This window comes from Paenibacillus caui, from assembly GCF_019904135.1.
GTDB classification, from domain to species: Bacteria; Bacillota; Bacilli; order Paenibacillales; family Paenibacillaceae; genus Fontibacillus; species Fontibacillus caui.
The window spans coordinates 112,968-136,695 of record NZ_JAIOGQ010000006.1 but is presented as its reverse complement, the minus strand read 5'-3'; the positions used below and the strand labels follow the sequence as shown (position 1 = coordinate 136,695).

21 protein-coding genes are annotated in these 23,728 nt (G+C 54.9%); 3 read left to right on the top strand and 18 right to left on the bottom strand.

Annotated features, from left to right (window positions below; translation table 11 throughout):
- Positions 1 to 8: 8 nt before the first annotated feature.
- The 18 genes from K7397_RS05625 to ggt form a co-directional block, all read right to left on the bottom strand.
- Positions 9 to 1,394: an amidohydrolase family protein gene (locus tag K7397_RS05625; RefSeq protein ID WP_237690698.1), complete on the bottom strand. Its 1,386-nt coding sequence runs from the start codon at positions 1,392 to 1,394 to the stop codon at positions 9 to 11.
- Positions 1,391 to 2,668, bottom strand: a complete 1,278-nt coding sequence (locus K7397_RS05620) for a pyridoxal-phosphate-dependent aminotransferase family protein (RefSeq protein ID WP_223066959.1) — start codon at positions 2,666 to 2,668, stop codon at positions 1,391 to 1,393. The genes K7397_RS05625 and K7397_RS05620 overlap by 4 nt, the downstream gene beginning before the upstream one ends.
- Before the next feature lie 14 nt (positions 2,669 to 2,682).
- Positions 2,683 to 3,933: an allantoate deiminase gene (allC, locus tag K7397_RS05615; RefSeq protein ID WP_223066958.1), complete on the bottom strand. Its 1,251-nt coding sequence runs from the start codon at positions 3,931 to 3,933 to the stop codon at positions 2,683 to 2,685.
- Entirely contained in the window at positions 3,930 to 5,345 is a 1,416-nt protein-coding gene (locus tag K7397_RS05610) for an allantoinase (RefSeq protein ID WP_223066985.1), read from the bottom strand. The genes allC and K7397_RS05610 overlap by 4 nt, the downstream gene beginning before the upstream one ends.
- Before the next feature lie 29 nt (positions 5,346 to 5,374).
- Positions 5,375 to 5,737, bottom strand: a complete 363-nt coding sequence (gene uraH / locus K7397_RS05605; RefSeq protein ID WP_223066957.1) for a hydroxyisourate hydrolase — start codon at positions 5,735 to 5,737, stop codon at positions 5,375 to 5,377.
- Between the two features lie 68 nt (positions 5,738 to 5,805).
- On the bottom strand, positions 5,806 to 6,306 hold the full coding sequence (uraD, locus tag K7397_RS05600) for a 2-oxo-4-hydroxy-4-carboxy-5-ureidoimidazoline decarboxylase (protein WP_223066956.1): 501 nt from the start codon (positions 6,304 to 6,306) through the stop codon (positions 5,806 to 5,808).
- 23 nt (positions 6,307 to 6,329) lie between these two features.
- Positions 6,330 to 7,742: an 8-oxoguanine deaminase gene (locus tag K7397_RS05595; RefSeq protein WP_223066955.1), complete on the bottom strand. Its 1,413-nt coding sequence runs from the start codon at positions 7,740 to 7,742 to the stop codon at positions 6,330 to 6,332.
- Positions 7,743 to 7,780: 38 nt separating this feature from the next.
- Positions 7,781 to 9,106 (bottom strand): FAD-binding oxidoreductase, encoded by a 1,326-nt coding sequence (locus K7397_RS05590; RefSeq protein WP_223066954.1) that lies wholly within the window; start codon positions 9,104 to 9,106, stop codon positions 7,781 to 7,783.
- A 52-nt stretch (positions 9,107 to 9,158) separates the two neighbouring features.
- The gene (locus K7397_RS05585; RefSeq protein WP_223066953.1) at positions 9,159 to 10,016 is read right to left on the bottom strand and encodes a fumarylacetoacetate hydrolase family protein; all 858 of its coding nucleotides are present in this window, start codon (positions 10,014 to 10,016) and stop codon (positions 9,159 to 9,161) included.
- A gap of 4 nt (positions 10,017 to 10,020) precedes the next feature.
- Complete coding sequence (locus K7397_RS05580; RefSeq protein ID WP_223066952.1) at positions 10,021 to 10,842, bottom strand: creatininase family protein; 822 nt, start codon at positions 10,840 to 10,842, stop codon at positions 10,021 to 10,023.
- A gap of 26 nt (positions 10,843 to 10,868) precedes the next feature.
- Positions 10,869 to 12,074, bottom strand: coding sequence for an amidase (locus tag K7397_RS05575; RefSeq protein WP_223066951.1), 1,206 nt, complete (start codon positions 12,072 to 12,074; stop codon positions 10,869 to 10,871).
- Positions 12,075 to 12,091: 17 nt separating this feature from the next.
- Entirely contained in the window at positions 12,092 to 12,514 is a 423-nt protein-coding gene (locus K7397_RS05570; protein ID WP_223066950.1) for a cupin domain-containing protein, read from the bottom strand.
- 162 nt (positions 12,515 to 12,676) lie between these two features.
- Positions 12,677 to 13,453, bottom strand: a complete 777-nt coding sequence (locus K7397_RS05565) for an ABC transporter permease (RefSeq protein ID WP_337926680.1) — start codon at positions 13,451 to 13,453, stop codon at positions 12,677 to 12,679.
- Positions 13,454 to 13,584: 131 nt separating this feature from the next.
- Positions 13,585 to 14,388 carry an ABC transporter ATP-binding protein gene (locus K7397_RS05560; RefSeq protein WP_237690697.1) on the bottom strand — a complete coding sequence of 268 codons (804 nt, stop codon included), beginning with the start codon at positions 14,386 to 14,388 and terminating at the stop codon, positions 13,585 to 13,587.
- A 260-nt stretch (positions 14,389 to 14,648) separates the two neighbouring features.
- The gene (locus K7397_RS05555) at positions 14,649 to 15,356 is read right to left on the bottom strand and encodes an NAD(P)H-dependent oxidoreductase (RefSeq protein ID WP_223066949.1); all 708 of its coding nucleotides are present in this window, start codon (positions 15,354 to 15,356) and stop codon (positions 14,649 to 14,651) included.
- A 35-nt stretch (positions 15,357 to 15,391) separates the two neighbouring features.
- The gene (locus K7397_RS05550) at positions 15,392 to 16,747 is read right to left on the bottom strand and encodes an amidohydrolase family protein (protein ID WP_223066948.1); all 1,356 of its coding nucleotides are present in this window, start codon (positions 16,745 to 16,747) and stop codon (positions 15,392 to 15,394) included.
- A 93-nt stretch (positions 16,748 to 16,840) separates the two neighbouring features.
- The gene (locus K7397_RS05545) at positions 16,841 to 18,562 is read right to left on the bottom strand and encodes a CocE/NonD family hydrolase (RefSeq protein WP_237690696.1); all 1,722 of its coding nucleotides are present in this window, start codon (positions 18,560 to 18,562) and stop codon (positions 16,841 to 16,843) included.
- Positions 18,563 to 18,964: 402 nt separating this feature from the next.
- On the bottom strand, positions 18,965 to 20,545 hold the full coding sequence (ggt, locus tag K7397_RS05540; RefSeq protein ID WP_223066947.1) for a gamma-glutamyltransferase: 1,581 nt from the start codon (positions 20,543 to 20,545) through the stop codon (positions 18,965 to 18,967).
- Positions 20,546 to 20,783: 238 nt separating this feature from the next.
- Between ggt and K7397_RS05535 the strand changes: the two genes are divergently transcribed.
- The 3 genes from K7397_RS05535 to K7397_RS05525 all read left to right on the top strand — a co-directional run bounded on the left by K7397_RS05535 (position 20,784) and on the right by K7397_RS05525 (position 23,626).
- A complete protein-coding gene (locus K7397_RS05535) occupies positions 20,784 to 21,371 on the top strand; it encodes a chromate efflux transporter ChrB (protein ID WP_223066946.1) in 588 nt (195 codons plus the stop codon).
- Positions 21,368 to 21,907 carry a chromate efflux transporter ChrA gene (locus K7397_RS05530; RefSeq protein WP_223066945.1) on the top strand — a complete coding sequence of 180 codons (540 nt, stop codon included), beginning with the start codon at positions 21,368 to 21,370 and terminating at the stop codon, positions 21,905 to 21,907. Before K7397_RS05535 ends, K7397_RS05530 begins: the two co-directional genes overlap by 4 nt.
- A gap of 126 nt (positions 21,908 to 22,033) precedes the next feature.
- On the top strand, positions 22,034 to 23,626 hold the full coding sequence (locus tag K7397_RS05525) for a PucR family transcriptional regulator (RefSeq protein ID WP_223066944.1): 1,593 nt from the start codon (positions 22,034 to 22,036) through the stop codon (positions 23,624 to 23,626).
- Positions 23,627 to 23,728 lie beyond the last annotated feature (102 nt).

Genomic DNA, 23,728 nt, shown 5'->3' with positions numbered 1-23,728 from the left:
GATTATTGTTAGAAGTCGCCGCCGAATACGGGATAACGCGCGGCCAGCTTGCCCCGCAGAACATCGACGCGGCTCTGGGCGCGGCGCAAAATTTCCGCTTCGTCAACGAGCGTGCACTTTCCGCTCTCAACCGCAATTTGGCCGTTGACGATGACCAAATCCACATCATTGCCGTTTGCATTGTATACGAGCGCGGAGCTGACCCGATGAACCGGAGCGATATGCGCCTTCATCAAATCCACGGTTACGACATCCGCTTTCTTCCCCGGCTCAAGACTGCCTAGCTCGTCCTCGCGGCCCATCGCTCTGGCTCCATTGATCGTTGCCATCCGGAGCACATCCATTGGAGGCAGCAGCGTCGCATCAAGCGCGTTCACCTTATGCAGACAAGCCGTAAACTTGAGCACCTCCAGATTGTCCTGGCAGTTGTTGCTGCCGGGTCCGTCTGTGCCGAGCGCCACATTAATACCCATCCGCTGCATTTCGGGCACTCTGGCAACGCCGGAGGCAAGATACATATTCGAAACCGGGCAATGCACAACGGTCGCCTTATGTTTGGCTATCGTCTCAAGCTCTCCGTCATCCAGCCAGATGCCGTGGACGACCTGCGTTTTGTCACCCAGCAGGCCGATATCGTTCAGCAGCTCCAGATTGCGCATGCCATAGTTCTGCATCGTATTGCCGATCTGTTCCTTCGTCTCCGCCACATGAACATGGGAAATCAGATTGCGGTCCTTGCTGAATTTGGCCGCTTTCTCCAGGTAAGGGCGGGAGCAGGCGTATAAGTTAAGGGGACCGAGCGCGATGCGGATCCGGTCCGACGCTTCGCCTTCCCAGCGGTCCAGCAGCTCATCCGTATGGCTGAAAATTTGCTCATCCGTTTCGCGCAGACGGTGCTCTCCGCAAAGATCCGATCCTCCTCTGGCCAAATGCCCGCGGATTCCCGAATCTGCAATGGCCCGCAGGACCCCTTCCGTATTCTCCAGAGAAGTATGGATATAATGATGGTCCATTAGATACGTAGCGCCGGATTTCAGATTTTCCATGCAGCCGATTACAGCGGCCAAATAAAAATCCTCAGGTTCCATCGCGACGCTGATCGGCCAAATAATTTCGCGCAGCCACTGCGCAAGCGGCAGATGGTCCGATACCCCCCGCATGAAGGTCTGGAACAGATGCGTATGGGTGTTGACGAGGCCGGGAATGACGGCCTTGCCTTCCGCATTGTAGCGAAAGGAAGCCTGTTTCAGCAGATGATCCAGGCTTCCATCCTCTTTCCATTCGCCGACCTCGCGAATAAGGTTGTTCTCGATGTACACATAACCGGGCTTGAAAATCCGGTTATCCGGGTCCATCGTCAGCACCGTGCCGTTATAAATCAATTTTGCGCTCAACGCACAGCCCCCTCTTTGGCCGGAGCGGTCACCGCATCATAGACGTCAAGCGCCGCCTGCAGCGCCTCTCCGGCCGGCAGCTTGTGCCCGCAGCGAATCAGGACGGCTTCCAGCGCGCCGAGCAGATGCAGGACATTCGTTTGGCGGCAGCTGTAGCCCATAGTCCCGATCCGCCATATTTTTCCTTTCAGCGGCCCAAAAGAGCTGGCGATTTCGATCCCGAAATCCTGCAGCAGCTTTGTTCTTACTTGCTCTCCGTCAATGCCGGCAGGGATGCTCACACAGGTCACGACCGGCAGCTTGGAGTCCGGATCTCCGTACAGGCATAATCCCATCGCCGCAAGTCCCGCCACCAGCGCTTTTTCATGCAGGCGATGACGGGCGAAGCGCTCCTCCAATCCTTCAGCCAGCACAATTCTTACGCCTTCGCGCAGCGCATATAGCATGGAGGTCATTTCGGTATGATGGTTCAGCCGGGCAGGGCTCCAGTAATCCTGCAGCTGGCTGAGGTCCAGATAATTGCTCTGGATTTGCCGAAGCTTCGGCCCTGAAGCCGCAGTTCCGGGCTCGTCCGGCTCCGTCCGGAGTCCCCGTTCTACTTGTTTGCGGGCGTTGATTTTGCGTTCTGCCCGTTCATTGTAAGTCACAGGAGCCATGCCGGAAGGAACGGAGATGCATTTCTGGCTTCCTCCGATCACCGCGTCGATTTGCCATTCATCAGTCAGGACCGGAACTCCCCCGATCGTGGCGACCGCATCGACGACAAGCAGGGCGTCCACCTCGCGGCAGGCCGCTCCGATTCCCTCCATAGGCTGCATCCGTCCGGTAGATGTCTCTCCATGCACCATAGCCACGACATCGGGACGATATTCTTTAATGGCGGCTATGACGTCCTCCGGCGCAAAGACGGTTCCCCACTCCCGTTCGATCGTTACCACTTTGGCGCCGCAGCGTTCCGCAATCTCATGCAGCAAATGACCGAACCGGCCGTAAATCGGGATAAGCACGGTATCGCCGGGCTCAATCAGGCTGGTCAGCACCGCTTCAATGCCGGAGCGGGAAGTGCCGTCAACCGGGAAAGCCCAATGATTGGTTGTCTGAAACAGCTCTCTCAGCATCTCCATTACGTCGTTCATCATATCCGTAAACTCGGGATCGAATTGGCCCAGGACCGGATACGACAAAGCTCTTAGCACTCTGGGATCCACTTCAACAGGACCCGGTGTCATAATCGTTCTTTGAGACGGCGAAAATTCCGCATATGGTTTCGTCATCGTTAACCCCCCTGTCAATAAGCAAGTTGATGAAGCAAGACAGCAAGCAAAGCGGCGCCTTCGGTCAAATGCTCCGGAGAGGTGAACTCCTCCGGCGAGTGGCTGATGCCGCCGCGGCTGGGAACAAACAGCATCGCTGACGGGCAAAGCGAGGCAAGCAGCTGGGCATCATGCCCGGCACCGCTCACCATCCGGCGGTAAGGCAGCTTGAGCTCGCCGCACAGCGATTCGAGCCGCTCCTTGATGGCGGAGTCCATAGGCACGGGCTCTGTTTCCAGCTGCAGCTGCAAATCCAGCCCCAGCCCACGTTTGCGGGCGATCTGCTCGAACGCCGTGCTCACTTTGCTGCAAAATGCCGTCAGCTCCTCCTTCGTATCATGGCGAATATCCAGCGTAAAGCTGACTTCGCCGGGAATGACGTTGGAGGTGTTCGGGCTGGCGGCAATTTTGCCGACCGTCGCCACGAGAGGGTCGCCGGCTTCACCCGCCATGGCCTCCAGCCTAAAGATCATTTCGGCTGCGCCGGCCAGCGCATCGCTGCGCATATGCATCGGCGTCGTCCCGGCATGGTTGCGCTCGCCGGATACCGTAACGGTATACCGGTGCTGGCCGACGATCGTTTCCACGATCCCGATCCGCTTGTTCATCCTCTCCAGCGCAACTCCCTGCTCGATATGCAGCTCAATATACATGCCGAGATCATCGCGCAGCGGACTTTGCTGCTCAGCAAGCCCAAACCCGGCGCCCAGCATCGCTTCCCGCAGCGAGATTCCCGCTTCGTCCCGTACCTTCCCGGCTACGGCCGGATCATGAAATCCGGTCACGCTGCCGGAGCCCCAGAACGTTAGCGGAAAGCGGCTGCCTTCTTCCTCGCACAAGGCGACGACTTCCAGCGTTCTGGACGGCTGCCCGAACTTCTCCTTCAGCTGGGTGAGCGCGGTCAGGCCTGCGGCTATGCCAAACGCGCCGTCATATTTTCCTCCGCTGCGCACCGTGTCGATATGAGAACCGGTCAATATAACCGGCAAATCGGCATCGCGTCCGGGAAGCCTTCCGTACAGATTGCCTACACGGTCAAAATGGACCTCGAGACCGGCCTCCCTCATTTTATCCGCCAGAAAGCTTTGCGCTTCTACCCAGGGCTTCGTATACAGCAGTCTTGTCACACCGCCGTCCTCTTCCATGCCAAAGCCGGCCAGTTCATCCAGCAGATTCACTACTTCGGAAAAGTCGGATTTATCCTGCAAAAGATGGGGCGAATTCATGCGAGAGGCCCCCTTTCCGCATTCCCGCCTGACGCCTGCGCCGGAGCGATCCATTTCCCTTCCGCTTTCGAAACGATTCCCTGGCCTTCGCGGTACACGGCACGCCCTCTGCAATAAACCTCCGTAACCTTGCAGGAAAAGGTTCTTCCAATGTACGGGCTATGCGGATGCCGATGCAGCAAATCCTCCCGTGAAAGCGTGTAGTTCCGGTTCGGATCGATAAGCACCAGATCGGCGTCAAACCCTTCGGCGATCTCTCCCTTGCGGGGATAGAAGCCAAAACGTTTAGCCGGATGCAAAGAGAGCAAGCGCGAAATGGCCGGCAGCGGAATTCCCCGTTTGTGCCAGCCTTCATCAAGCATCAGCTCCAGGCTGTTCTGCGCCCCGGCAATGCCTCCCCATGCGTCGAAAAAGGTTCCGTTCGCCATATCCTTCATGGATTCCGGACAAGGCGAATGATCGGATGTGATGAAATCAATCTTGCCCGCTTCAAGCCGTTTCCAAAGCTCCGCCTGCCGCGCTTCATCCCTCAAAGGCGGCGCGCATTTGGCCACCGGTCCAAGCTCCTCCATATCGGATGCCGTCAACACCAGATAGTGCGGACACGTTTCCAGCGTGACATCCATTCCGCGGCGCTTGGCGGCGTCGATCACATCCACCGCTTCCGGCGAGCTGATATGAACAAAATGAAGGCGGCAGCCGGTCTGCTCCGCAAGCTCCAGCGCTTCGGACACCGCCTCGACTTCAGCCTCCACCGGGCGCGATTCCACAAAAGCCCTGGCATCCGTCTTGCCTGCGGCTCTGGCGGCTTCCGCGAGCTTCGAGGTCATCTCTTCGCTTTCCGCGTGCAGGGCAAGCACGCCCTGTGCCGCGGCGATGCGTTTCATGCCTTCGTGCAGCGTCTTTCGGTCGACTTCGCGAAAACGGCCTTCCCCTTCTCCGCCCGGATTGGACATAAAGGCTTTAAAGCCGATAACGCCTGCTGCGGCCAGCCCCTCGATCTGATCCAGAAAGCCGGGCATCAGGCCGCCCCAAAAAGCATAGTCGACGGCGGAACCTTCCGCCGCCAGGCGCTCTTTGATTTCAAGCGCGGGAAGGGTGACGGTAGGCGGATTTCCGTTGAGCGGCATATCCGCAAACGCGGTGCATCCGCCCGCAGCCAGAGCTGCGGTTCCGGTCTCAAAACCCTCCCAATGCCCTAAATTCGGTTCATTGAAATGAACGTGAGCATCGATCATGCCGGCCATAACGAGCCGCCCCTCCGCATTGACCGTGTCTGCCGCAAGATGGGATTCGATATGGTCTGCGAGTGCCGCTATTTTTCCGTTTTGAATGCCGATGTCCATTTTACGAACCTCATCAGGAAGAACGACCAAACCTCCGTGTATGATCAAGTCGTAGCGATCGCTCATCATTCCGCCCTCCTCCAAATGTAGTTCTTTTAACTGCCCCGATATGTGCTGTAGCCGCCAGGAGCGACCAGCAATGGAACATGGTAATGGGCTTTGGGGTCGCTGACCCGAAAGCGGATCGGGACCTGCTCCAGAAACAGTTCTTCTTCTTTAAGCCCGAAAACCGGGCTTTCCCTGAAATAACCGCCGGCGTCAAAAACCAGCTCATAAAGCCCGGCTTCAAGGGCGCCTTCCGAAAGCAGCGGCTGATCCAGGCGGCCGTCCGAATTTGTGTCCGCCTCACGCAACAATTGCCTGCTCTCTCCGTCCAGCCTGAACAGCCTGATATGCATGCCTGCCGCCGGAACACCTCTGGAGATGTCAAGCACATGCGTGGTGAGTTTGCCCGCCATTCAACCTACCTCCAGCAATTTTTTTAATACGGCATTCCTGCCTCTTAATCTGGCTGTTAATCCGACTGTCAACCGACGATAATGTTGTTTAGTCTGATTTCGGTAATGCGCGCAATTTGTTTCATCGCCTGCTTACGCTCGGCTTCATAGCTGTTGTCAAGCCTTTCTTCCATGGACGCAACGATGTCCTCCTTGGTTTTCCCGGTAACGGCGAGAATGAAAGGAAAGCCGAACTTCTCCATATAAGACTGGTTTAAACGGGTAAAGCGCTCGAATTCCTCCGTGGAGAGCTGGCCCAGGCCGGCGCCCTGCTGTTCTTTGGCAGAGTAGGCGCCTACTTTCATGCGGGTGGCAAGGTTGGGATGCACCCGGATAAAGTCAAGGATTTTCTCCTCCGGCGATTCCTCAACTACGCGCAGCATCGCTTCGTGCAGCTCCCGAACCGACGCGAAAGGCTTCGCCTCAAAGGCACCCTCGGCTACCCAGGGAGAATGTTCGAAGACGCTGCCGAAAACCTCTACGAATTCAGGCTTCGACAGCGCATTGATCTCGGCAATCGTCAAATTCATGATCTTCCTCTTTTCTCCAGTGATTATTTGGCAATACGCCGCTGTGAATAATCAATCTTCGTCCGGAAGGACGCTTCTGACATCATTCTGAACGCTGCCGCCTGTGCCTGTAAAGCGATTTTTTCCTCATCCAATCCTACAAGCCTGCCCTCTTTAACGACGACTTTGCCGCCGACGACGGTCATATCAACGGACTGCGACAAGCCTGTAACGATTGGGAGCGCAGTATCGTCAAACAGCGCACCTGCGAAGCCGAGCTGGCGGGTATCGATCATAAACAAATCGGCCGCTTTGCCAACTTCGAGTGAACCGATATCGTCTTCCCATCCCAGCACCGAGGCTGATCCCATCGTAGCCAGATGCAGACTGTCCTCAGCGCTGATTGACAGCGGTCCGTGCATAAGCTTGTGCAGCAAATAAGCCGTTCTTGCTTCCTGCAGCATATTGGATCCGTCGTTGGAGGCAGAGCCGTCCACCCCCAGTCCAACCTTTACTCCCGCCTTAAGCATATTCATGATCGGGAACACGCCGGAGGAGATCTTCATGTTGCTGGTCGGACAATGCGCAATCCCGCAGCGGTGCGCGCCCAGCCGGTGAATTTCCCCTTCATTAAAATGAATGCCGTGCGCAAACCAGACATCCTCGCCCATCCAGCCGTTTTGCTCCAGAAAATCAAGCGGTCTTGCCCCAAGCTTCTCCAGGCAAAAATCCTCTTCGTCGATCGTCTCCGCCAGGTGGGTGTGAAGACGGACCCCGTAGCTTCTCGCCAGATTAGCGGATTCCCGCAGCAGGTCTGCCGTAACCGAAAACGGCGAACACGGCGCCACGCCTACACGAACCATGGCGAACCGCTCTTTGTTGTGGTAACGCTCAATCACCCTCTGCGTATCCTTCAAAATAACGTCTTCGCTTTGGCATACTTCGTCCGGCGGAAGCCCGCCTTTCGAACGCCCTAGACTCATGGACCCGCGGGTCGGGAAAAAGCGAATGCCCAGCTCTCCCGCCGCCCGGATTTCCTCGTCGATGAGCTCTCCCGAAATGCCGTTCGGGAAGCAGTAAAAATGGTCCGCGGCGGTCGTGCATCCGCTCTTCAGCAGTTCGCCGAGGCCAACCGCGGCGCTGATATAAACATCCTCAGGGCGCATATGCCGCCAGATTTCATAGAGTGTAATGAGCCAGTCAAACAAGGTGCAGTCCTGGGCAAACGGTATGTTGCGCGTCAGCGTCTGATATAGATGATGATGCGTATTGATGAGTCCGGGATAAACGATTTTGTGGCTGGCATCAATGACGGTGTCCGCATCCTCGTAGGGAATGTCTTTTCCCATCGCAATGATCTTCTGACCGTCCGCGTACAGGCTGCCCCCTTCGATCCGCCGGCGCTCCCCATCCATCGTTACAATTGATTTCGCATTTTTGATCAGCAATGTGGACATAGGCTCTCCTTGGAATTCGCGTTTTTTTGGACTGGTGTTTATCCGATTTTGCCGGGATTCAGCAGACCAAGCGGATCATTGACCTGCTTCTTGAGCCGCATGCTGGATACAGCTCCCCGGCCGCCGTTATCCAGCATCCAGGTGTGCGGGTCATAAATTTCGACGCCGTTGGCCAGAAACTCATCAATGATTTCGTACAGTCTTGCTTCCGTCGTAAAACGAACCACCGGCAGCGCGTTCGGCGACAGCACGCCTCCGTTTCGGATCCATTCGAAATGCATCAGCACTTCGTCCCCGAATTTCTCCTTGAGGATTTTGACCTGCTCCAGGTAGCGTCCCGGCGCAAATCCCGCCTGCAAATAAGTCCATGCCGGATCAGCCGTAAGCGCCCACAGCGTCGTGTGGTTCCAGGTGAAGTCCGAAAGCCCCATCGTTTTACGGTAACGCGCCGCTTCGATCACATGACCGGTCTTCCCGCCATAACGCTTCGCGAGCTCCGCCGTTTTATCCAGCGATCCATCCGCGATTTCAACGAAAACAACCGCAGCGTCCGGCTCAAGCACCTTGGCTAGCGGCTTGAAGAAGGACGGCAAGGGCCATTCCATCGGACTGACCAGTCTTTTCGGAATGGACATGTCCTCGCTCAGCGCTTCGCCAAACTCGACCGCCCCCATAAAATCCGCAAATTGAAATACAACCTGCACCCAATCCGTTTTCTGGGCCAGCGGAATGACGACCTCCGTTACAACCCCGGTTGTTCCGTAATTATGGATATAGTTGATCAGATCTTCACCTTTCACGACAAGCTTCTGCGGATGCTCCTCCATGGTGTAGGCCGTCACCTCAAGCACGTTGCCGTCCCACAAATTGCCCCAGGTTACGGAGCCTATGCCGCCCGAGCCGCCGCACACAAATCCGCCGATCGTCGCTTTGGCGAAGGTGCTGGGATAGATCCGCAGCTCCTGGCCCGCTTCTCTGGCCGTGCGCTCCAGCACGCCCATACGGACACCGCTTTGCACCCGCGCGTAGCCGTCTCCGAGCTCAACAATTTGGTTCAGCCCGCTCATATCGAGCACAATTCCGCCCTGCAGCGGAACAGCCTGGCCATAATTGCCGGTTCCGGCTCCGCGAACCGTTACGGGCACCTGAAGACGGTAAGCCAGGGCCATCGCCTGCTTGACCTCTTCCTCATTTTGCGGAGCAATGATGACATCGCCGCGCTTATCCTTCAGCTTTTTGCCGAGAACCGGAGAATACCAGTAAAAGTCCTTGGAGAACTTTTCAATGGATTCCTCATCGGTGTAGAGCTTCGCCGTCCCCAGGCTTTCATTTAAGTTCAAGTCCGATTTCCATTCGACCGACATGCTCGCCACCTCTTTCTGTGTGTAGATAAAATGATCTCTAAATGATCTATTGTTACTCTGCTCTGACCGGATTCCGAAGCGGCATGAACCCGTCGATCCGGCACTCCGCCGTGTCGCCTTCATGGATTTCGATGGAGCCCGGCGTTCCGGTCATCATGATGTCGCCGGGAAGCAGCGTCATCATTTTGGAGAAGAATGATACGATAAACGCAGGCGAATAAATCATATTCGCAACGCGGCTTTGATGAACAACCTTTCCGTTCAGCGCCGTTTCAACCGAAAGGTTTTCCAGATCGGGGATTTCGTCAGGCGTAACAAGCTGCGGGCCGAAGCTGAAGAAAGTGTCAAAGCTTTTGGACCTTCCGAGAAAACGCGGATTTCTCGCATGAATATCCTGTGCAGTCATATCCAGCGTCGTGGTATATGCAGCGATGAATCGGTGCGCCTCTTCAGGCTCGATGTTTTTGCAGGTTTTGCCGATCACGATGCCCAGTTCCGCTTCAGCCGTAACCCTGTCCGATTGCTTCGGAAGCACGATGGCATCCTCTTCGCCGATCAGGCTCGTGTTCGGTTTCATAAAGCAAATGGGCTCCTGGTCGGGAGGCGTGACCGCCATCGCTTCGGCTTTCTCGACATAGTTGGCGCCAATCCCCCAAATCTTGCCCGGATTGCGGTAGGGGGGAGCGTACCTCAGATCGCCGAACGTCTCCAACTGCTTGATTTGCCCATAGCTTTTGCTCTTGTACCAGCCCTGGATTTCTTCCAGTTCGCCGAATTTCAGAATGTCGAGCAAATCCGTATGCCACCGTGTTCCTTCGGCTTCATTGATGCTGCGAATTGCGATGTAACTGCCTTCCGTTATAATGGCTGCCTCTTCGGCGCCGCCGTGAATGACCGATGCTAGCTTCATCCTGTTAAACCTGCGCTTTCTTGTCCCTGACGTCCGAGACGGAGAAGCTGCACAGCTCCGTAAAGGCTTGGGCCAGACAATCGGTCACCCGCTCCTGAATGATTCGGCCTTTCTCCTCACTCGCAAGAGTGGCGTCTCCGCAAACTCCGCTCTCCGAGATATCCGGCGTGCGCCAGGCGAAACGGATTTTGCCTTCAATGGTCAGGAACCGGTAATCCGACATATCCGGAATATCCTTGACCGCCCATTCATCCTTAACCCAGCCCGGCTTGACAGCCTTGACGATCGAGGTTTCGTAGTCGCCGCCATGAATCCCGTATTCCAGCTCTTCCGCCGAGATCAAATCGCTAACGTCAGCCAGAGTCGAAGGGCTGAGTGAAAATACGGTCATGCCCGTTTCAATCCGGATTTCGCGCGCAACGACATTTAGCAAGTCGGTATTCCCGCCATGCGTATTAAAGAGAAGAAGTTTATGAAACCCGCTTGCCACGAGGCTGCGGGCAATGTCCATAATCACGCCTTGAAGGGTTGCGGCCGATAAGGAGATCGTTCCCGGCATCCCTATATGCTCATTGCTTTTCCCATAAGAAACCGGAGGCAAAAGCCACAGTCCCGCATCCCGATCCGCTTTATCCAGCGCCTGCGTCAGCGTCGCTTCGGCGATCAGCGTGTCGGTCATGACCGGCAGATGCGGACCATGCTGCTCCACCGCTCCTACCGGAAGGATGACCAGCGCTTTTTCCTTATCCATCTCGCGAATTTGCTTGCTTGTCAGACGTGGCAGAAACCGCTCTTCCCAAGCCCTGCCTTCATATCGCATAAACATCGGAATACTCCCCTTTATAGTTAAAATTAAGCCGATTTCGCCGCTTCCACCAGAGCGGGAGCCAGCGTTTCGTGGATCCATGCCAGAAGCTCACCGTCGAGGCCCCTGCCCGCGATGAAGGATAGTCCGATCGGCAGTCCGTCCGGTTCGGCAAAGGGAACCGTCACCTGCGGAAATCCGGTAAGTCCGGCAATGCAGGACAGCTGCATGACCCGGGCCCGCGTATGTTCAATTTGTTCGGAGACAAGACCGAGCTGCGGTGCCTGACAAGGCGCGGTCGGAATAATCAGCAGTCCGTCGTCTCCAAGCAGTTCTTCCATATATGAAGTGATTTGCTTGCGGACGGCTTTCTTCCGCTCGAAATCTTCCTGCGGAATCGTCTTCGTCCAGGCAAACCGCTCTGCAATATCCGGTCCGAATACCGGATGTTCTTTCTCAATCCATTCGCCATGCTCAGCCCAGATTTCATATCCCTGAATAGTCCGAAACGCCTGGAACCATTCAGGCAGTCCCTTGTCAGCAAGCGTCATCCAGTTTCCCTTACCCAGCAAGCTCTCAATTACCGGCACCGCTCCAAGAAGCGTTCCCCGGGATCCCGGCTCCAGCGTGTCCCAAGCATCGGACGCAAAATGAATCCGCTTAAATGTTCCAGTACCCTTACCGCTCTTCCAAGCTTTCAGGGCGTCTCCCACTTGGCGCAGCGTCTTTGGATCCCGGGCCATCAAGCCCACGGTATCAAAGCTTCTGGCCAGCGGAATGACGCCTTCTGTAGGAATCAGCCCGTGCGTCGGCCGAAAGCCGTACAATCCGCAATAGGAAGAAGGAATACGGATCGATCCTCCCGTATCGGTGCCGAGCGCGAAGTCGACCATGCCTGCCGCAACCGCTACCGCCGAGCCGCTGGAAGAACCGCCGGGGATCCGCTTTGGATCTTTGGGGTTCACCGGAGTTCCGTAGTGAAAGTTCTCGCCGTTCAAGCTGAACATCAGCTCATCCGTATGAGCCATACCTTGAAGCCTCGCCCCCTGCGCGAGCAGCGCCTCGACAACAGCCGCGGTCGCCTCGGCGGGTTCGTGTGTCCTCAGCCAATCCGGATTTCCGGCCGAATTGGTGTGCCCTTTAATCGCAATTACATCCTTGACGGCGAACGTCAATCCTTCTAAAAATCCTGTTCCGGAAGGCTCAACACTGAGATCCTCCTCGATGAAAGCATTCCACTTGTCTGACTGCATACCAAGCCCTCCATCTGCTATTTTCCTTTCAATACTGCCAGGTCGTCTTCGTCAAGGCTGGCAACCGGACCGGATTTGATCAGATCCGAAAACTTTTCATCAGGTACCATAGTTGTAAGCACATACAGCCGACCCTTGCCCGTGTTCCGCACCTCATGATTGTTGCCTGGCGGAACAATGAAGAAGGAGCCGGTCTTGATCGGCATTTCCATATCGCCCACGACGGCAATTCCCTCGCCGGAGATGACGTAAAAATATTCATGGGCCACCGCATGCTCATTGGGCGGCGTCTTCCCGCCTTCGTCAAAGATCTCGATGACCGAAACAAAAGGAACCTGCGTACGGTCGCATAAAAGCACAAATTTGTTGCTGTCTTTCGGAGAAATTTTACGGACAGGACACTGTTCGAAATGACCTGCAACCAAACCTTCAATCGCCATCGTTCATCATCCCTTCGTCTTTGCCGCGGCTATCCCGCTTAGTAAAGCTTCCGAGTCAGATACAAAGCCGTAGCATTGCTTGATATTGTATAAGGTTGCTTCGATGCAAAAATCCGGTGAGCTGGTAGCGCAGCAATCGTTCAGTAAAATCCCTATCTGGCGCTACATGGCCGATTCATGCCAGGATCTGAGCAGCCATTTGGATATGGCATTTACGATCAGGAAGAAAGCAATGCCGAGAATCGAAGCCGCCAGGCCGCAGGCAAACAGGTAAGGCGTTTGCAGATGGGTCGAAGCCATCGTAATCGCGTAGCCGAGGCCGCCGTTCCCGCCGCCGATCCCCGCTATATATTCGCCGACGATCGCGCCTACTACGGACAGGGAGCAGGAAATCTTCAGTCCGGCCATGATATAAGGAAGTGCCGCCGGAAAGCGAAGGCGTATAATCGTTTGGATTTTGCTGGCGTTATAGAGATAAAACAAATTTTTCATGTTCTGTTCGGTAGAATTAAGTCCGATCAGCGTATTTGATAGTATGGGGAAGAAGCTGATCAAAAAGGCGATAACCACAATCGCATTCATGCCGGCGCCAAACCAGATGACAATGATCGGCGCAACGGCGACGACCGGAATCGTCTGCAAAATAATCGCGTACGGATAAACGCTCCGTTCCACCATTTTCGACAGCGCCAGCAATACCGCAAGGGCAATGCCCAAAACGACGCTGACCACAAATCCGACAACCGCCTCCGTAATCGTGGTGCTGACGGAAACCATCAAATTATGCCAGTTATCCGACGCAGCCCTCACAATATCGGATGGCTTGGGAAGAATGTATGGCGGGGTTCCGATCAGTCTTACGACCAACTCCCAGCCGCCAACGAATATTATAAATACTACGAGAGACGGAATGACGCCACTCATTCCCTTTCTCAGCACGTCTTTGAAAGACTGGCCAGACCGCGATTTGGCTGACGGTTCTGCGGAAACGGACTGTACGGGCTCACCAAGTGTTCCTGCTGCCTTATCCACGTTCAATTTCTCCTTTCGAAACGGCGCTGCCGTATAGTTTAATGTTGTAATTCTTCCGAGATTTTGCGAACGTATTCGCCGAACTGCGGCTGCGTGCGGAAATCATGCTGCCGCGGGAACGGAAACGGAATATCGACCACTTCGGAAATCTTCCCCGGTCTTGGTGTCATAACGACAACCCGGGTTGAAAGGAACACCGCTTCAAACACATTGTGCGTAATAAACAAAACGGTCATTTTCTGATCCTGCTGCCAAATATTCAGCAGCTCATCCTGCAGGATCTGCCGCGTAATCTCGTCGAGAGCGCCAAAGGGTTCGTCCATCAACAGCAGCTTCGGCCGCGAGATGAGCGCCCTGGCGATGGAGACGCGCATTTTCATACCGCCCGAAATCTGGCGCGGCAGCACCTTGCGGTAGTCTTTCAGGCCCACCAGCTCCAGCACCCGTTCTCCCTCTTCAACCCGCTGTTTTTTGGGTACGCCCCGCAGCGTAAGCGGCATCGTCACATTATCTATTAATTTGGCCCAGGGAAGAAGCGTATGCTCCTGAAAAACAAAAGCGATTTCGTTGTGCTTCCGCGCTTCCTTGGGTGAAGTTCCAAGAACGGACAAATTTCCGGAGGTAGGACCCGTCAATCCGGCAATCATATTAAATATTGTAGACTTTCCGCATCCGGACGGTCCGACGAAGCACAGAAATTCTCCCTCACCTGCTTGCAGGTTCGCATGCTGGACGGCCACCGTTCCGTTCGGGTACACTTTGCCGACATCTTCAAGACTAACGAGCGTTTCGCCGGTTACAATCTGCCCCTTCCCCGGTTCCGCAGCTGTGAACATTCCCATCGTTCCATTCCCTCCTCGTTCATATCGAGCTAACGTTTTAAACTAACTTGTGTCACATTTTATAACGCAAGCGAGGAGACCAACAATCATTTTGACACACTTTTGTAAATAAAAACAAAGAAAACGCCTTGAAAGAGGGACGATTTACAATTTTAGAACCTATTCATGTAATGTTTTATTACACAATAAAAAACCTCGCGCAAAGTTCAACACCTGCACGAGGTTTAATCCTACCTGTCTCCTTACGGAACAACAGCTTCTTATTTCTCCAAAAATCCGGTTGTGCGCAGCGACTTCGCCACTTTGGCCACCCGGGTGCCCAGGCGGCCGGCCATGACAAGCTCCCGCTCATCGGGCGTTCTGGAGCTGTCCGGTCCGGCAAGCGTAGAGGCTCCGTAAGGAGTGCCGCCAATGGGGTCGGCCGTCAAATATTCTGGATTTTCCGTATAGGGGAGCCCAACAATCAGCATGCCGAAATGAAACAGCGGCACCATCGCCGTGAGCAGCGTCGCTTCATGCCCGGTGTGGATCGAACCGGCGCTCGTCATGATGCCCGCCGGCTTGCCTTCAAGCCCGCCCGAACCGCACAGATCGGTGGCGAACTCCAGAAAGAGCTTGACCTGCGACGGCATCGACCCGTATCTCGTGGGGAAGCCCCATACAATACCGTCCGCCCAAACCAAATCGTCATTGGTCGCAATCGGAATGTCCTGCTGCAGCGCAAGCGCTTTTTCGTATTTCTCGAAACGGGCTACCGTCTTGAACCGGGTGCCCAGCACGGAAAAGTCCGAGCCCCTCTCCCTTTTATCCAGATAGGGAGTACGGTTGTTCTCGGATTCCATTTCCGGGATACGGCGAATCCTGACTTCACAACCGGCCTCCTCCGCCCCCTTTGCCGCCGCTTTTGCCATCTCGAAAATATGACCATAGGCGCTGTAATAGATAATCAGTACCTTTGCCTGGCTCATGACTTGCTCCCTCCGTTCTCTATGAATTCCTTTGCCTACACGCTCACAATGCCGGGGCGGAATGAAAATTGGGCGGAGATTTCCTCCCAGCTCCGGTTAAGTCCCGGGTCCAGCCATCCGGTTTTGGCCATGGCCAGCTTGATGCAGCTTCCTCCGCGGCAAATCCAGCGCCGTTCCGGGAGCTGGGTGAACAGCTCTTCGGGAGTCTCACCGTCAAGCACCACAAAGTCCGCTTTGCCGCCGACTTTGACGCCATAATCCTCGAGCCCCAAAATGGTAGCAGGCGTCTCGGTCATCATGCGCAGCAGCACGCGCAGATCTGCGGGTCTTCCCATGTGCGCCGCATACGCCGTGAGCAGTCCGATCTGCAGCAGGTCGCCCCGGCCAAAAGGATGGAACGGATCGTGGATGTTATCCGAGGCCGTTGCAAGCGGAACGCCGGCTTCGAGCAGCGCTTTAACACGGGTCACCCCTCTTCGCACCGGAAAATCGTCGTGTCTTCCCTGCAAATACATATTGGCTCCCGGCAGCGTCACGGCGAACAGTCCGGCCTCCACCATGCCGGCGATCAGCGGCTCGGCTTCGGCCCAAGTCATGGCAGCGAGCGAGCACAGATGATCGACGGTTACGCGGCCTGAATACCCGAGCTCGATCGTCCGTTTCGTCATGTAAGCGAGTGTCTTGACGGTCGGATCGTCGCTCTCATCCGTATGGAAATCGACCGGACAGTCGTACTTCTCCGCAAGCTTGAAAATGCGGTCAATGTCCGCTTCAGGCGTAGGCGACAGATGCGGGGCGCTTCCGATACCCGTCACGCCCATGCGCAGCGCTTCCTCCGCGACACCCAGCGCTTCGTCCGTCAGCACATTATAAGGGAGCAGCGGGAACAGCTGGATATCGACAAAAGGAGCCAGCTCCTCTCTGGCCTCCAAAGCCGCCTCTACCGTGCGCATCACTACATCTGCGCCATATTTGGCATGGAAATCCAGGTGGGTCCGCATCGCGGTCGTTCCGTACGATACGGCCTGCATAGCCGAGCGCTTGAAGCGCGTTTTGATGTCGGCTTTGGTGATGTTCGGCACGAAATTGGAGTAATTAAGCACCGCTTCCTCCAGCGTACCCGATACATTCCCGACCTGCGGCAGGCAAAAGGACTTATCCAGATGCATGTGGGCGTCGACAAAGCCCGGCAGCAGCGTTTTGCCCTGCAGATCAAGGACAGGAACCTCCTGCCCGTCCCAATTGTCGATCAAAACGGCATCCGCTGCGGGCAGCTCTTCACTCTGCGCAGTGACCTCCGTCCATTTGCCGTCTTGAATCTTGAGCGTAAACAAGCTCATCTCGTCAATTAGCGGAAGACTTACATTCACCAGCTTGATTCCTGTTTGCACCTTAAGCCAACTCCTTTTCTGCTTGAGATTGAGGATTTCCCGTAGTCCCCTTTGTCGGTTGTCACTTGTCACTTGTCGCTTGTCGTTTTCTTTTTATCTCACCGGCAGTTCAACAACGGACGCCGCTCCCGGACGGCTTGACACCGCAACCGTAGCGATATGAAGGTCTGCGGCCGAAAGGCTGCCGGCATCCCGGACCGGCGCGCCGTTCGGATGGCGGATCAGGATCGGGAACGCGCTTCCAGTCAGCTCCAGCCGCAGCGCCGCGCCTTTAGGAAACTCGGCTGCAAACGGCCGCATGGGGATGTCCGCTTCTTCCCAAGGGCTGATCCCTTCCGCGCCATCCGCCTTGCCGATCTCGGTCCGTCCGACAGACAGAAACGATGCCGTTCCGTCCGGCAGCAGCATGGTCAGCACGGCAACCAGATCCGTCGGTCCGTCCATCGCCTGGCAGGATACCTTGACCTTCGGGGCACCGATCACGTTCAGCGGCTCCTCGAACGATCCGCTCGTATAAACCAGAATTTCCGGGCGGTCCTGCTGAACGCTCCGGTCATCAGGCAGCCAGGAAGATAGCTGCATAGGCAGTCTTGCATCATAAACAAATACATCGGGGGCGGCATTCTCTTCAATGTCACCGGCGGCAGCCGTCAGACGGCCCCCTCCCAGCGCACCGTTTGCCGGCGTTTTGGCCGATGATAAATAAAACGGTTTGCTTTCGGCTCCACGCGTCAGGTCGGGCAGAGCTTCCGCTTCCTTCCACTCCATGCTTCCCCGCTCGTAATAACGGATCGGCGGCTCTTCAAACATGCCGTTGTCCCTCTGCCCCTTCAGCCAATAGTCAAACCATTGAACCTGTCTCACATGCATATTGCCTCCGGCATCCGGTCCATGGTCTTTTCCGCCCGGCTTTCTTCCCCAAGGAATATGTACCCAAGGACCGATATCCAGCTTGTGAAAGAAGTCGGCCGAGCGGGTCTGCCCCTCAAGCTTGCTGTAGGACTGAAGCGTACCGTCCAGGAGAAAATCGTACCAGCCTCCGATATGAAAAGCCGGAACAGGCTTCTCAAGAAACCGCCCCATCCAGTCCAGCCGCGCCCAGTATTCGTCGTACTCCGGACGGTTCACCCAATCGAAATACGCCGGGCAATATTTCTCCAGAATCGGATGGCCCGCGTTGTAGGGCAGCTGCCCCAAAACCGCTCCCGGATTCCCCATCACCTGCGAGCAGTAGCTTTCCGCCTCAGTGTCGCCGGCCCGCCGGGCGGAATCCCGCGCGAGCTGGTAAGCCCACGGCAGGGCGCTCTGGACATAAAAGCTGCCGTAAGGATACATCCAGCCGTGATAAAGATCAGCGGCGCACATGCTGGGCGCGATGGCGTATAGCTGCGGCGGATGCTGCGAAGCGGCAGCCCACTGGGCCGAGCCTTGGTAGGAGAAGCCGTACATACCGACGCGACCATTTGATTCCGGCAGCTCCGCCGCCCATTTTACGGTATCGAAGCCATCCTCGGCCTCATGCATAAATGGGATGAACTCCCCATCGGAATCCCCTCTCCCGCGCACATCCTGAACAACCACGATATATCCCTGGCCCGCATACCAGACCGGGTGGGCATGGCTGACTGTTGAAGCGATTCTTCGTCCATAGGGCTGTCTTAGCAAAAGCACGGGATACTCCCCTGAAGCCGCTGGCCGATACACATCGGCATAAAGCGTCACTCCGTCCCGAAGCACACAAGGGACCTTCCGTTCAACCCTCACATTTCCAAACTCCAAATCCGCAGCCCCTTTCAATTCCAGGATTTTGAACATTTTTATGTGACTTTTTATAACATATTAAAAAGGGGGATCACAGCCTAAAAGCATCTTTTTGTATACCACGACAATGAAAGCGGTATAGTATCGGTAATTTTACGAAATCAGGTCCTTCCCATGTTAGCTTATATAACCTCGATCTGTAGGGCAGATATATTGGCGTAACCAAGGACATGGACTTAAAGCCGGCCACCAAGCAGAAGCACTCTCAAAATTGATCGCAGGCAGGAAAGGAGCCCAGGTTACAACAAAAGCACCTTCAATTCCACGTGCAAAGTGGAGATGAAGGTGCTTTTTATGGTGAAATAAAGCTCTAAGCGATGGACCAAGCAGAAACGGAAAAGCCGTCCTTTACATTTGAAAAATCACAAATCGGCTTTTGGGACAGCCCCTCAGGGTTTACCAGCCGATGGCCGATCCGTCGCAGCGCGGATCGCAGCCGCCGAGGCGGCTGCCGTCCTCTTTGATCATAATGGCCTGCGCGTGACCGGTAATGCCGTCGTAATCGCCAACATGTTTCACCGCATGTCCGGCAGCCTTCAGTTTATCGGCGACTTCGGAGGGGATCCGGCTCTCCAGCTTGAGCTCCTGCGTTGCTTCTCCCCAGGTGCGTCCCCAAACCCACCGCGGCGCGCTGATCGCTTCCTGCGGGTCCATGCCGTAATCCACCATTCTCGTAAGCAGCGCGGTCTGCGTCTGGGGTTGTCCTTCCCCGCCCTGCGTTCCGTACAGCAGATATGGGCGATCCTCCCGCATGGCCATGGCCGGCATCAGCGTGTGGAACGTCCGTTTCCGCGGTTCCAGCGCATTCACATGATCAGGGTCAAGCGAGAAGAACGAGCCCCGGTTCTGGAGCAATATGCCTGTTTCTCCGCCCACAAAGCTCGATCCGAACTCGAAATAGAGGCTTTGGATGAAAGATACCGCGTTGCCTTCGCTGTCGACTACGGCGGCGTACGCCGTATCGCTGCCAAGCGGAGCACCGTCAAGCGACAGGGCCCGCTGCATATCAATCTGCGCCGCAAGCTTGCTGCAGTAGGCTTTGTTAATCAGAGAATGTACCGGAATATTCCGGAAATCCGGGTCGGTCAGCTCGCGGTTCCGGTCCCTGAAGGACAGTTTCAAGGCTTCAATCAGCAGGTGATAATATTCATAGGAACCATGCTCGATATTGCCCATATCGAAATTCTCCACAATATGCGCAGCCATAATGCCCGTAAAGCCCTGCGAATTCGGCGGCATTTGATGCAGGCGAAAGCCGCGGTACGAACCGGTAAGCGGAGTTACCCAGTCGCCGGAATGATCGGCGAAATCATCGGCAGTCAGCACACCGCCGGCATTTGCAAGGGATCTGGCGATTTCCAGGCCAATCTCCCCCTTATAGAAGGCGTCCCTGCCTCCTGCTGCGATTTTTTGTAAGCTGCGGGCCAAATTGTGCTGTACAAACCGGCTTCCGCGCTTGGGTACCGCTCCCGCCGGAGCATAAATCGCCGATGTTTCCGGCATGCTCAGCAGCATTTCCAGACGTTCCGCCGTATTGTTGTGCTGGTCCAAAGAGAACGGAAATCCTTTCTGCGCATAAGCAATAGCCGGCTTTAGAACCTCGGCCAGCGTCATTCGTCCATAGGCGTCAAGCACCGCCGCCCAGCCGTCCACCATTCCGGGCACCGTTACCACGCTGCGGGCTCCCCGATTCGGAATAGCTTTCTCGCCCAAGTAGGCTTTACGGGTCGCCTGATAACCCGATCTCCCGCTGGCGTTATAGCCGCGCACGGATTGTTCCGACTCGTTGTACATGAGCCAAAAGGAATCGCCGCCGAGTCCCGTCATATGCGGATATACGACGGCCAGACACGCGCTGACCGCAACAGCCGCATCATAAGCGTTGCCTCCACGCTCCAGAATTCTCGCCCCTGCCGTTGAAGCAAGGGAATGCGGACTCACTACCATAACATCTGTCCCAACAGCCGAACGCAGCATGTCAATCTCCCCTTCAACTCGAATTGCTAACTAAAATATCATGAACCTCGCGGTTCGCACAATCCTTATTTCAAAAAAACGTAAACAAAATTAAAAATAAATATTGATATAGAAACCATTAAAGAATATATTTATACAAAACGAAATTAATTGATACCATTTGCTTTCGTACCGAAGCGTGAATCAATCAAATTTCCAATTTTTGATTATACAACAAGCTGCAAAGGAGAAAAAATGCATGAAACATGACTACGGAGATTTATGCGCCGCGATGCTGCGGACCGGACTTCTTGGTTTCGGGGGCGGCCCATCGACCATACCGCTGTTCCGGCATGAAGCCGTAACCCGGTATGCCTGGATGGAGGACGAAGAGTTCGGGGAAGTGCTGGCCATCGCCAATACGCTGCCCGGACCGATTGCCACAAAGCTTGCCGCTTATCTGGGATATCGTCTGAAAGGCACACCCGGCGCTGTCATTGCGGTTTTGGGACATATCCTGCCTACGTGCCTGGCGATGGTGCTGCTGTACTCCTTTATTCAATTTTTCAGTTCTTCACCGCTTTTAAGAGGAATGATCAATGCCGTGACCCCGGTGATCGCCGTCATGCTCGGCCAAATGGGCTATCAGTTTGGCGAAAAGGCCGTCAAAGGACTTGGGATCTATGCCGCTGCCGGTTTCTTCCTGATTTCTTTTGTTTTGCTGGAACTCGTCAAGGTTCACGCCGCCATCGTCATTGTCCTGTTTCTGGCCTACGGGGCCTTTCATTACAAGCTTCTTGCGAATCGAAAGGCGGCAGGCGCCAAGAAAGGGGAGCGAGGCTTATGATTTGGCTGTATTTGCTGCTCGGCTTTTTCCTGTCCAATCTGTTTGGATATGGAGGCGGGCCGTCTACCATTCCTTTAATGTACCGTGAAATTGTTCCGCATTACCATTGGCTTACGAATGCCGAATTTAACGATATGCTGGCTCTCGGCAATTCCCTTCCCGGTCCGATCGCCACCAAAATTGCGGCTTATGTAGGGTATAGCACCCTGGGATGGTTCGGTTTTGCCCTGGCTATTTTCGCCACTGTCGCGCCATCCGCCATCGCCTTGATTCTGCTGCTGAAGGTGCTGAGCAAATACAAGCAATCGCTTGTAGTCAAGGGAATGACTCTGCTGGTTCAGCCCGTCATCGCGATCATGATGCTCGAATTGGTATGGCAAAGCGCCAGGGACTCCGTGCAGACGATCGGTTACGTGCAGTTTATCATTATTGCGGCTGCCGCCTACTGGCTGATGCAGCACCGTAAAATGCATCCGGCTCTCGTGATTGTCATCGCGTTTGTGTACGGAGGTATTTTTACTTACCTTAACATTTAAACCATTTTATGTCTGTGTCAAGTTTTATTACATCCCTATAGCCGCCTGGCTCTTCAAAGGTATATAATAAACCCAATACCGGCTGCTGCCATTTTCCTTCATACCACAACGAAAGGGTGAACTGCCATGTACATGACCGTTGAAGATGCGTTGTCCATATATCCGCTCTCAGAAGGCAAGCTTATCGCCGGCAAATCCGGCCTCCAGCGAATCGTCAAATCCGTGAATGTCATGGATGCTCCCGATATTGTAGACTGGGTTCATGAAGGGGAAGTGCTGTTTACTACCGCCTATCTGATAAAAGATCGGCCCGAAGATGGCGTTCAGCTCGTTCAGAAGCTGGCAGGCAAAGGAACTGCCGCTTTAGGAATCAAGCTGGGCAGATTCTGGACCACTGTCCCCGAATCCATCATTGAGGAAGCGGATCGCCTTGGTTTTCCTATTATCGAGCTTCCTTTTCAATTTACGTTTTCCGATCAGATGAACGGGCTGTTCCGCGCAGAAATCCAGAAAAGCACACATCAGCTTCAGCGCATTCTGGAAAAACAGCAGGCGCTTATCCGGTTTGCCCTTATGAACCGAAGCAGCGATTTCTTTCAGGGGCTTTCCGCTATTCTGGAATGCCCGATGGCCGTCATTCATGCCCGGGGACGATTGCTCTTTAACAATCTTCCCCTCACCGAAGCGCAGCTGCTGAAAGGCTGGCCATGGAAGCCGAATGTGCAGTGGCGGCGCAGCGAAAGCGGCAAGCTGACCTTGATCCCGCTGCGGGGCAATGATGCCCAGCCGATCGGATTCGCGGTGTTCCGTTCTCCAGATGGATTCCCGTCCAAGGAAGAAGAAGGGCTGTACCTTCAGGCGGCCGAGATTATTTCGTTCCATCTGGAAGCGATGAGCCGCAAGCAGTTTGTCAGCGCCGCCGATAACGAGCTGGCCTCGATTCTGCGAAGCTATTTGCAGCAGGACGTGTCGATCGATGCGGTGCTTGAGTGCGCGAAAAAAATGGACGTCACCCTTTGCGACGGCCCTTATCAATGCTTGCTGACAACGGTTTCGGAGAAAAGCGGCCGCAGCGAAGACAATCTGCTGAATACGATCCGGCAGGAATTTCAGTATCATCCGCTGCTTAAGGATTTATTTCATCTTCATTTTTTCATAGACGGCGCTCTCTTCTCCATCTTCCCCGCCAGCATGCCTGCAGGGGAACGCAAGCTTTCCGATCTGCTGACCAAGCTGTTTGCCAAAACAGCGGCTGAAACACGCGGCTCTCTTCGTTTTTCCCTGAGCCACCAAAAGGAGAAACCCGATCAGCTCGGCGATGCTTACCGGGAATGCCTGAATGCGAGCGAGACGGCAAAGCAGCTTAACTTAAGCCAGCTCGTCGTAGAGTACGGCAATGTGGAAATGGCCTATCTGTTCCAGTCCGTTCCCCGCGATAAAATGAAGCGGTTCTGCCAATTTGCCCTTGCGCCCATTCTGGAGAAATCGCCCGATTCCGCTCAGGAGATGATTAACACGCTGAGTCTCTTCATCACGCATAACGGCCAAGTAGGCGAAGTCGCCAAGGAGATGTTTGTCCATCGAAATACGGTCGCTTACCGTCTTGAAAAGATCAGCGAGCTGCTGCAAATGGATCTCAAAAATTACGAGCATCTGCTGAAGCTGAACCTTGCCTTTCTATTCCAAAGCATTCTCGAACAGGAAGTTGAGCTAGTGTAAGCAAAATAAATAATCAAAGGGGCTTACTCCAAGGTTGTGTAACCTCGGAAACAGCCCCTTTTTTGTGCGAAAAGCGTTCCTTCCAATTCGTTTATTCAGCTC

Coding starts and splice junctions, on each gene's coding strand:
- K7397_RS05525 (WP_223066944.1), top strand. CDS start 22,034: ATGTACATGACCGTTGAAGATGCGTTGTCCATATATCCGCTCTCAGAA.
- K7397_RS05585 (WP_223066953.1), bottom strand. CDS start 10,016: ATGAAGCTAGCATCGGTCATTCACGGCGGCGCCGAAGAGGCAGCCATT.
- K7397_RS05575 (WP_223066951.1), bottom strand. CDS start 12,074: ATGCAGTCAGACAAGTGGAATGCTTTCATCGAGGAGGATCTCAGTGTT.
- K7397_RS05595 (WP_223066955.1), bottom strand. CDS start 7,742: ATGTCCACATTGCTGATCAAAAATGCGAAATCAATTGTAACGATGGAT.
- K7397_RS05560 (WP_237690697.1), bottom strand. CDS start 14,388: ATGGGAATGTTCACAGCTGCGGAACCGGGGAAGGGGCAGATTGTAACC.
- uraH (WP_223066957.1), bottom strand. CDS start 5,737: ATGGCGGGCAAACTCACCACGCATGTGCTTGACATCTCCAGAGGTGTT.
- K7397_RS05590 (WP_223066954.1), bottom strand. CDS start 9,106: ATGTCGGTCGAATGGAAATCGGACTTGAACTTAAATGAAAGCCTGGGG.
- allC (WP_223066958.1), bottom strand. CDS start 3,933: ATGAATTCGCCCCATCTTTTGCAGGATAAATCCGACTTTTCCGAAGTA.
- K7397_RS05570 (WP_223066950.1), bottom strand. CDS start 12,514: ATGGCGATTGAAGGTTTGGTTGCAGGTCATTTCGAACAGTGTCCTGTC.
- K7397_RS05530 (WP_223066945.1), top strand. CDS start 21,368: ATGATTTGGCTGTATTTGCTGCTCGGCTTTTTCCTGTCCAATCTGTTT.
- K7397_RS05555 (WP_223066949.1), bottom strand. CDS start 15,356: ATGAGCCAGGCAAAGGTACTGATTATCTATTACAGCGCCTATGGTCAT.
- K7397_RS05535 (WP_223066946.1), top strand. CDS start 20,784: ATGAAACATGACTACGGAGATTTATGCGCCGCGATGCTGCGGACCGGA.
- K7397_RS05545 (WP_237690696.1), bottom strand. CDS start 18,562: ATGTTCAAAATCCTGGAATTGAAAGGGGCTGCGGATTTGGAGTTTGGA.
- K7397_RS05610 (WP_223066985.1), bottom strand. CDS start 5,345: ATGAGCGATCGCTACGACTTGATCATACACGGAGGTTTGGTCGTTCTT.
- uraD (WP_223066956.1), bottom strand. CDS start 6,306: ATGAATTTGACGATTGCCGAGATCAATGCGCTGTCGAAGCCTGAATTC.
- K7397_RS05580 (WP_223066952.1), bottom strand. CDS start 10,842: ATGTTTATGCGATATGAAGGCAGGGCTTGGGAAGAGCGGTTTCTGCCA.
- ggt (WP_223066947.1), bottom strand. CDS start 20,545: ATGCTGCGTTCGGCTGTTGGGACAGATGTTATGGTAGTGAGTCCGCAT.
- K7397_RS05620 (WP_223066959.1), bottom strand. CDS start 2,668: ATGACGAAACCATATGCGGAATTTTCGCCGTCTCAAAGAACGATTATG.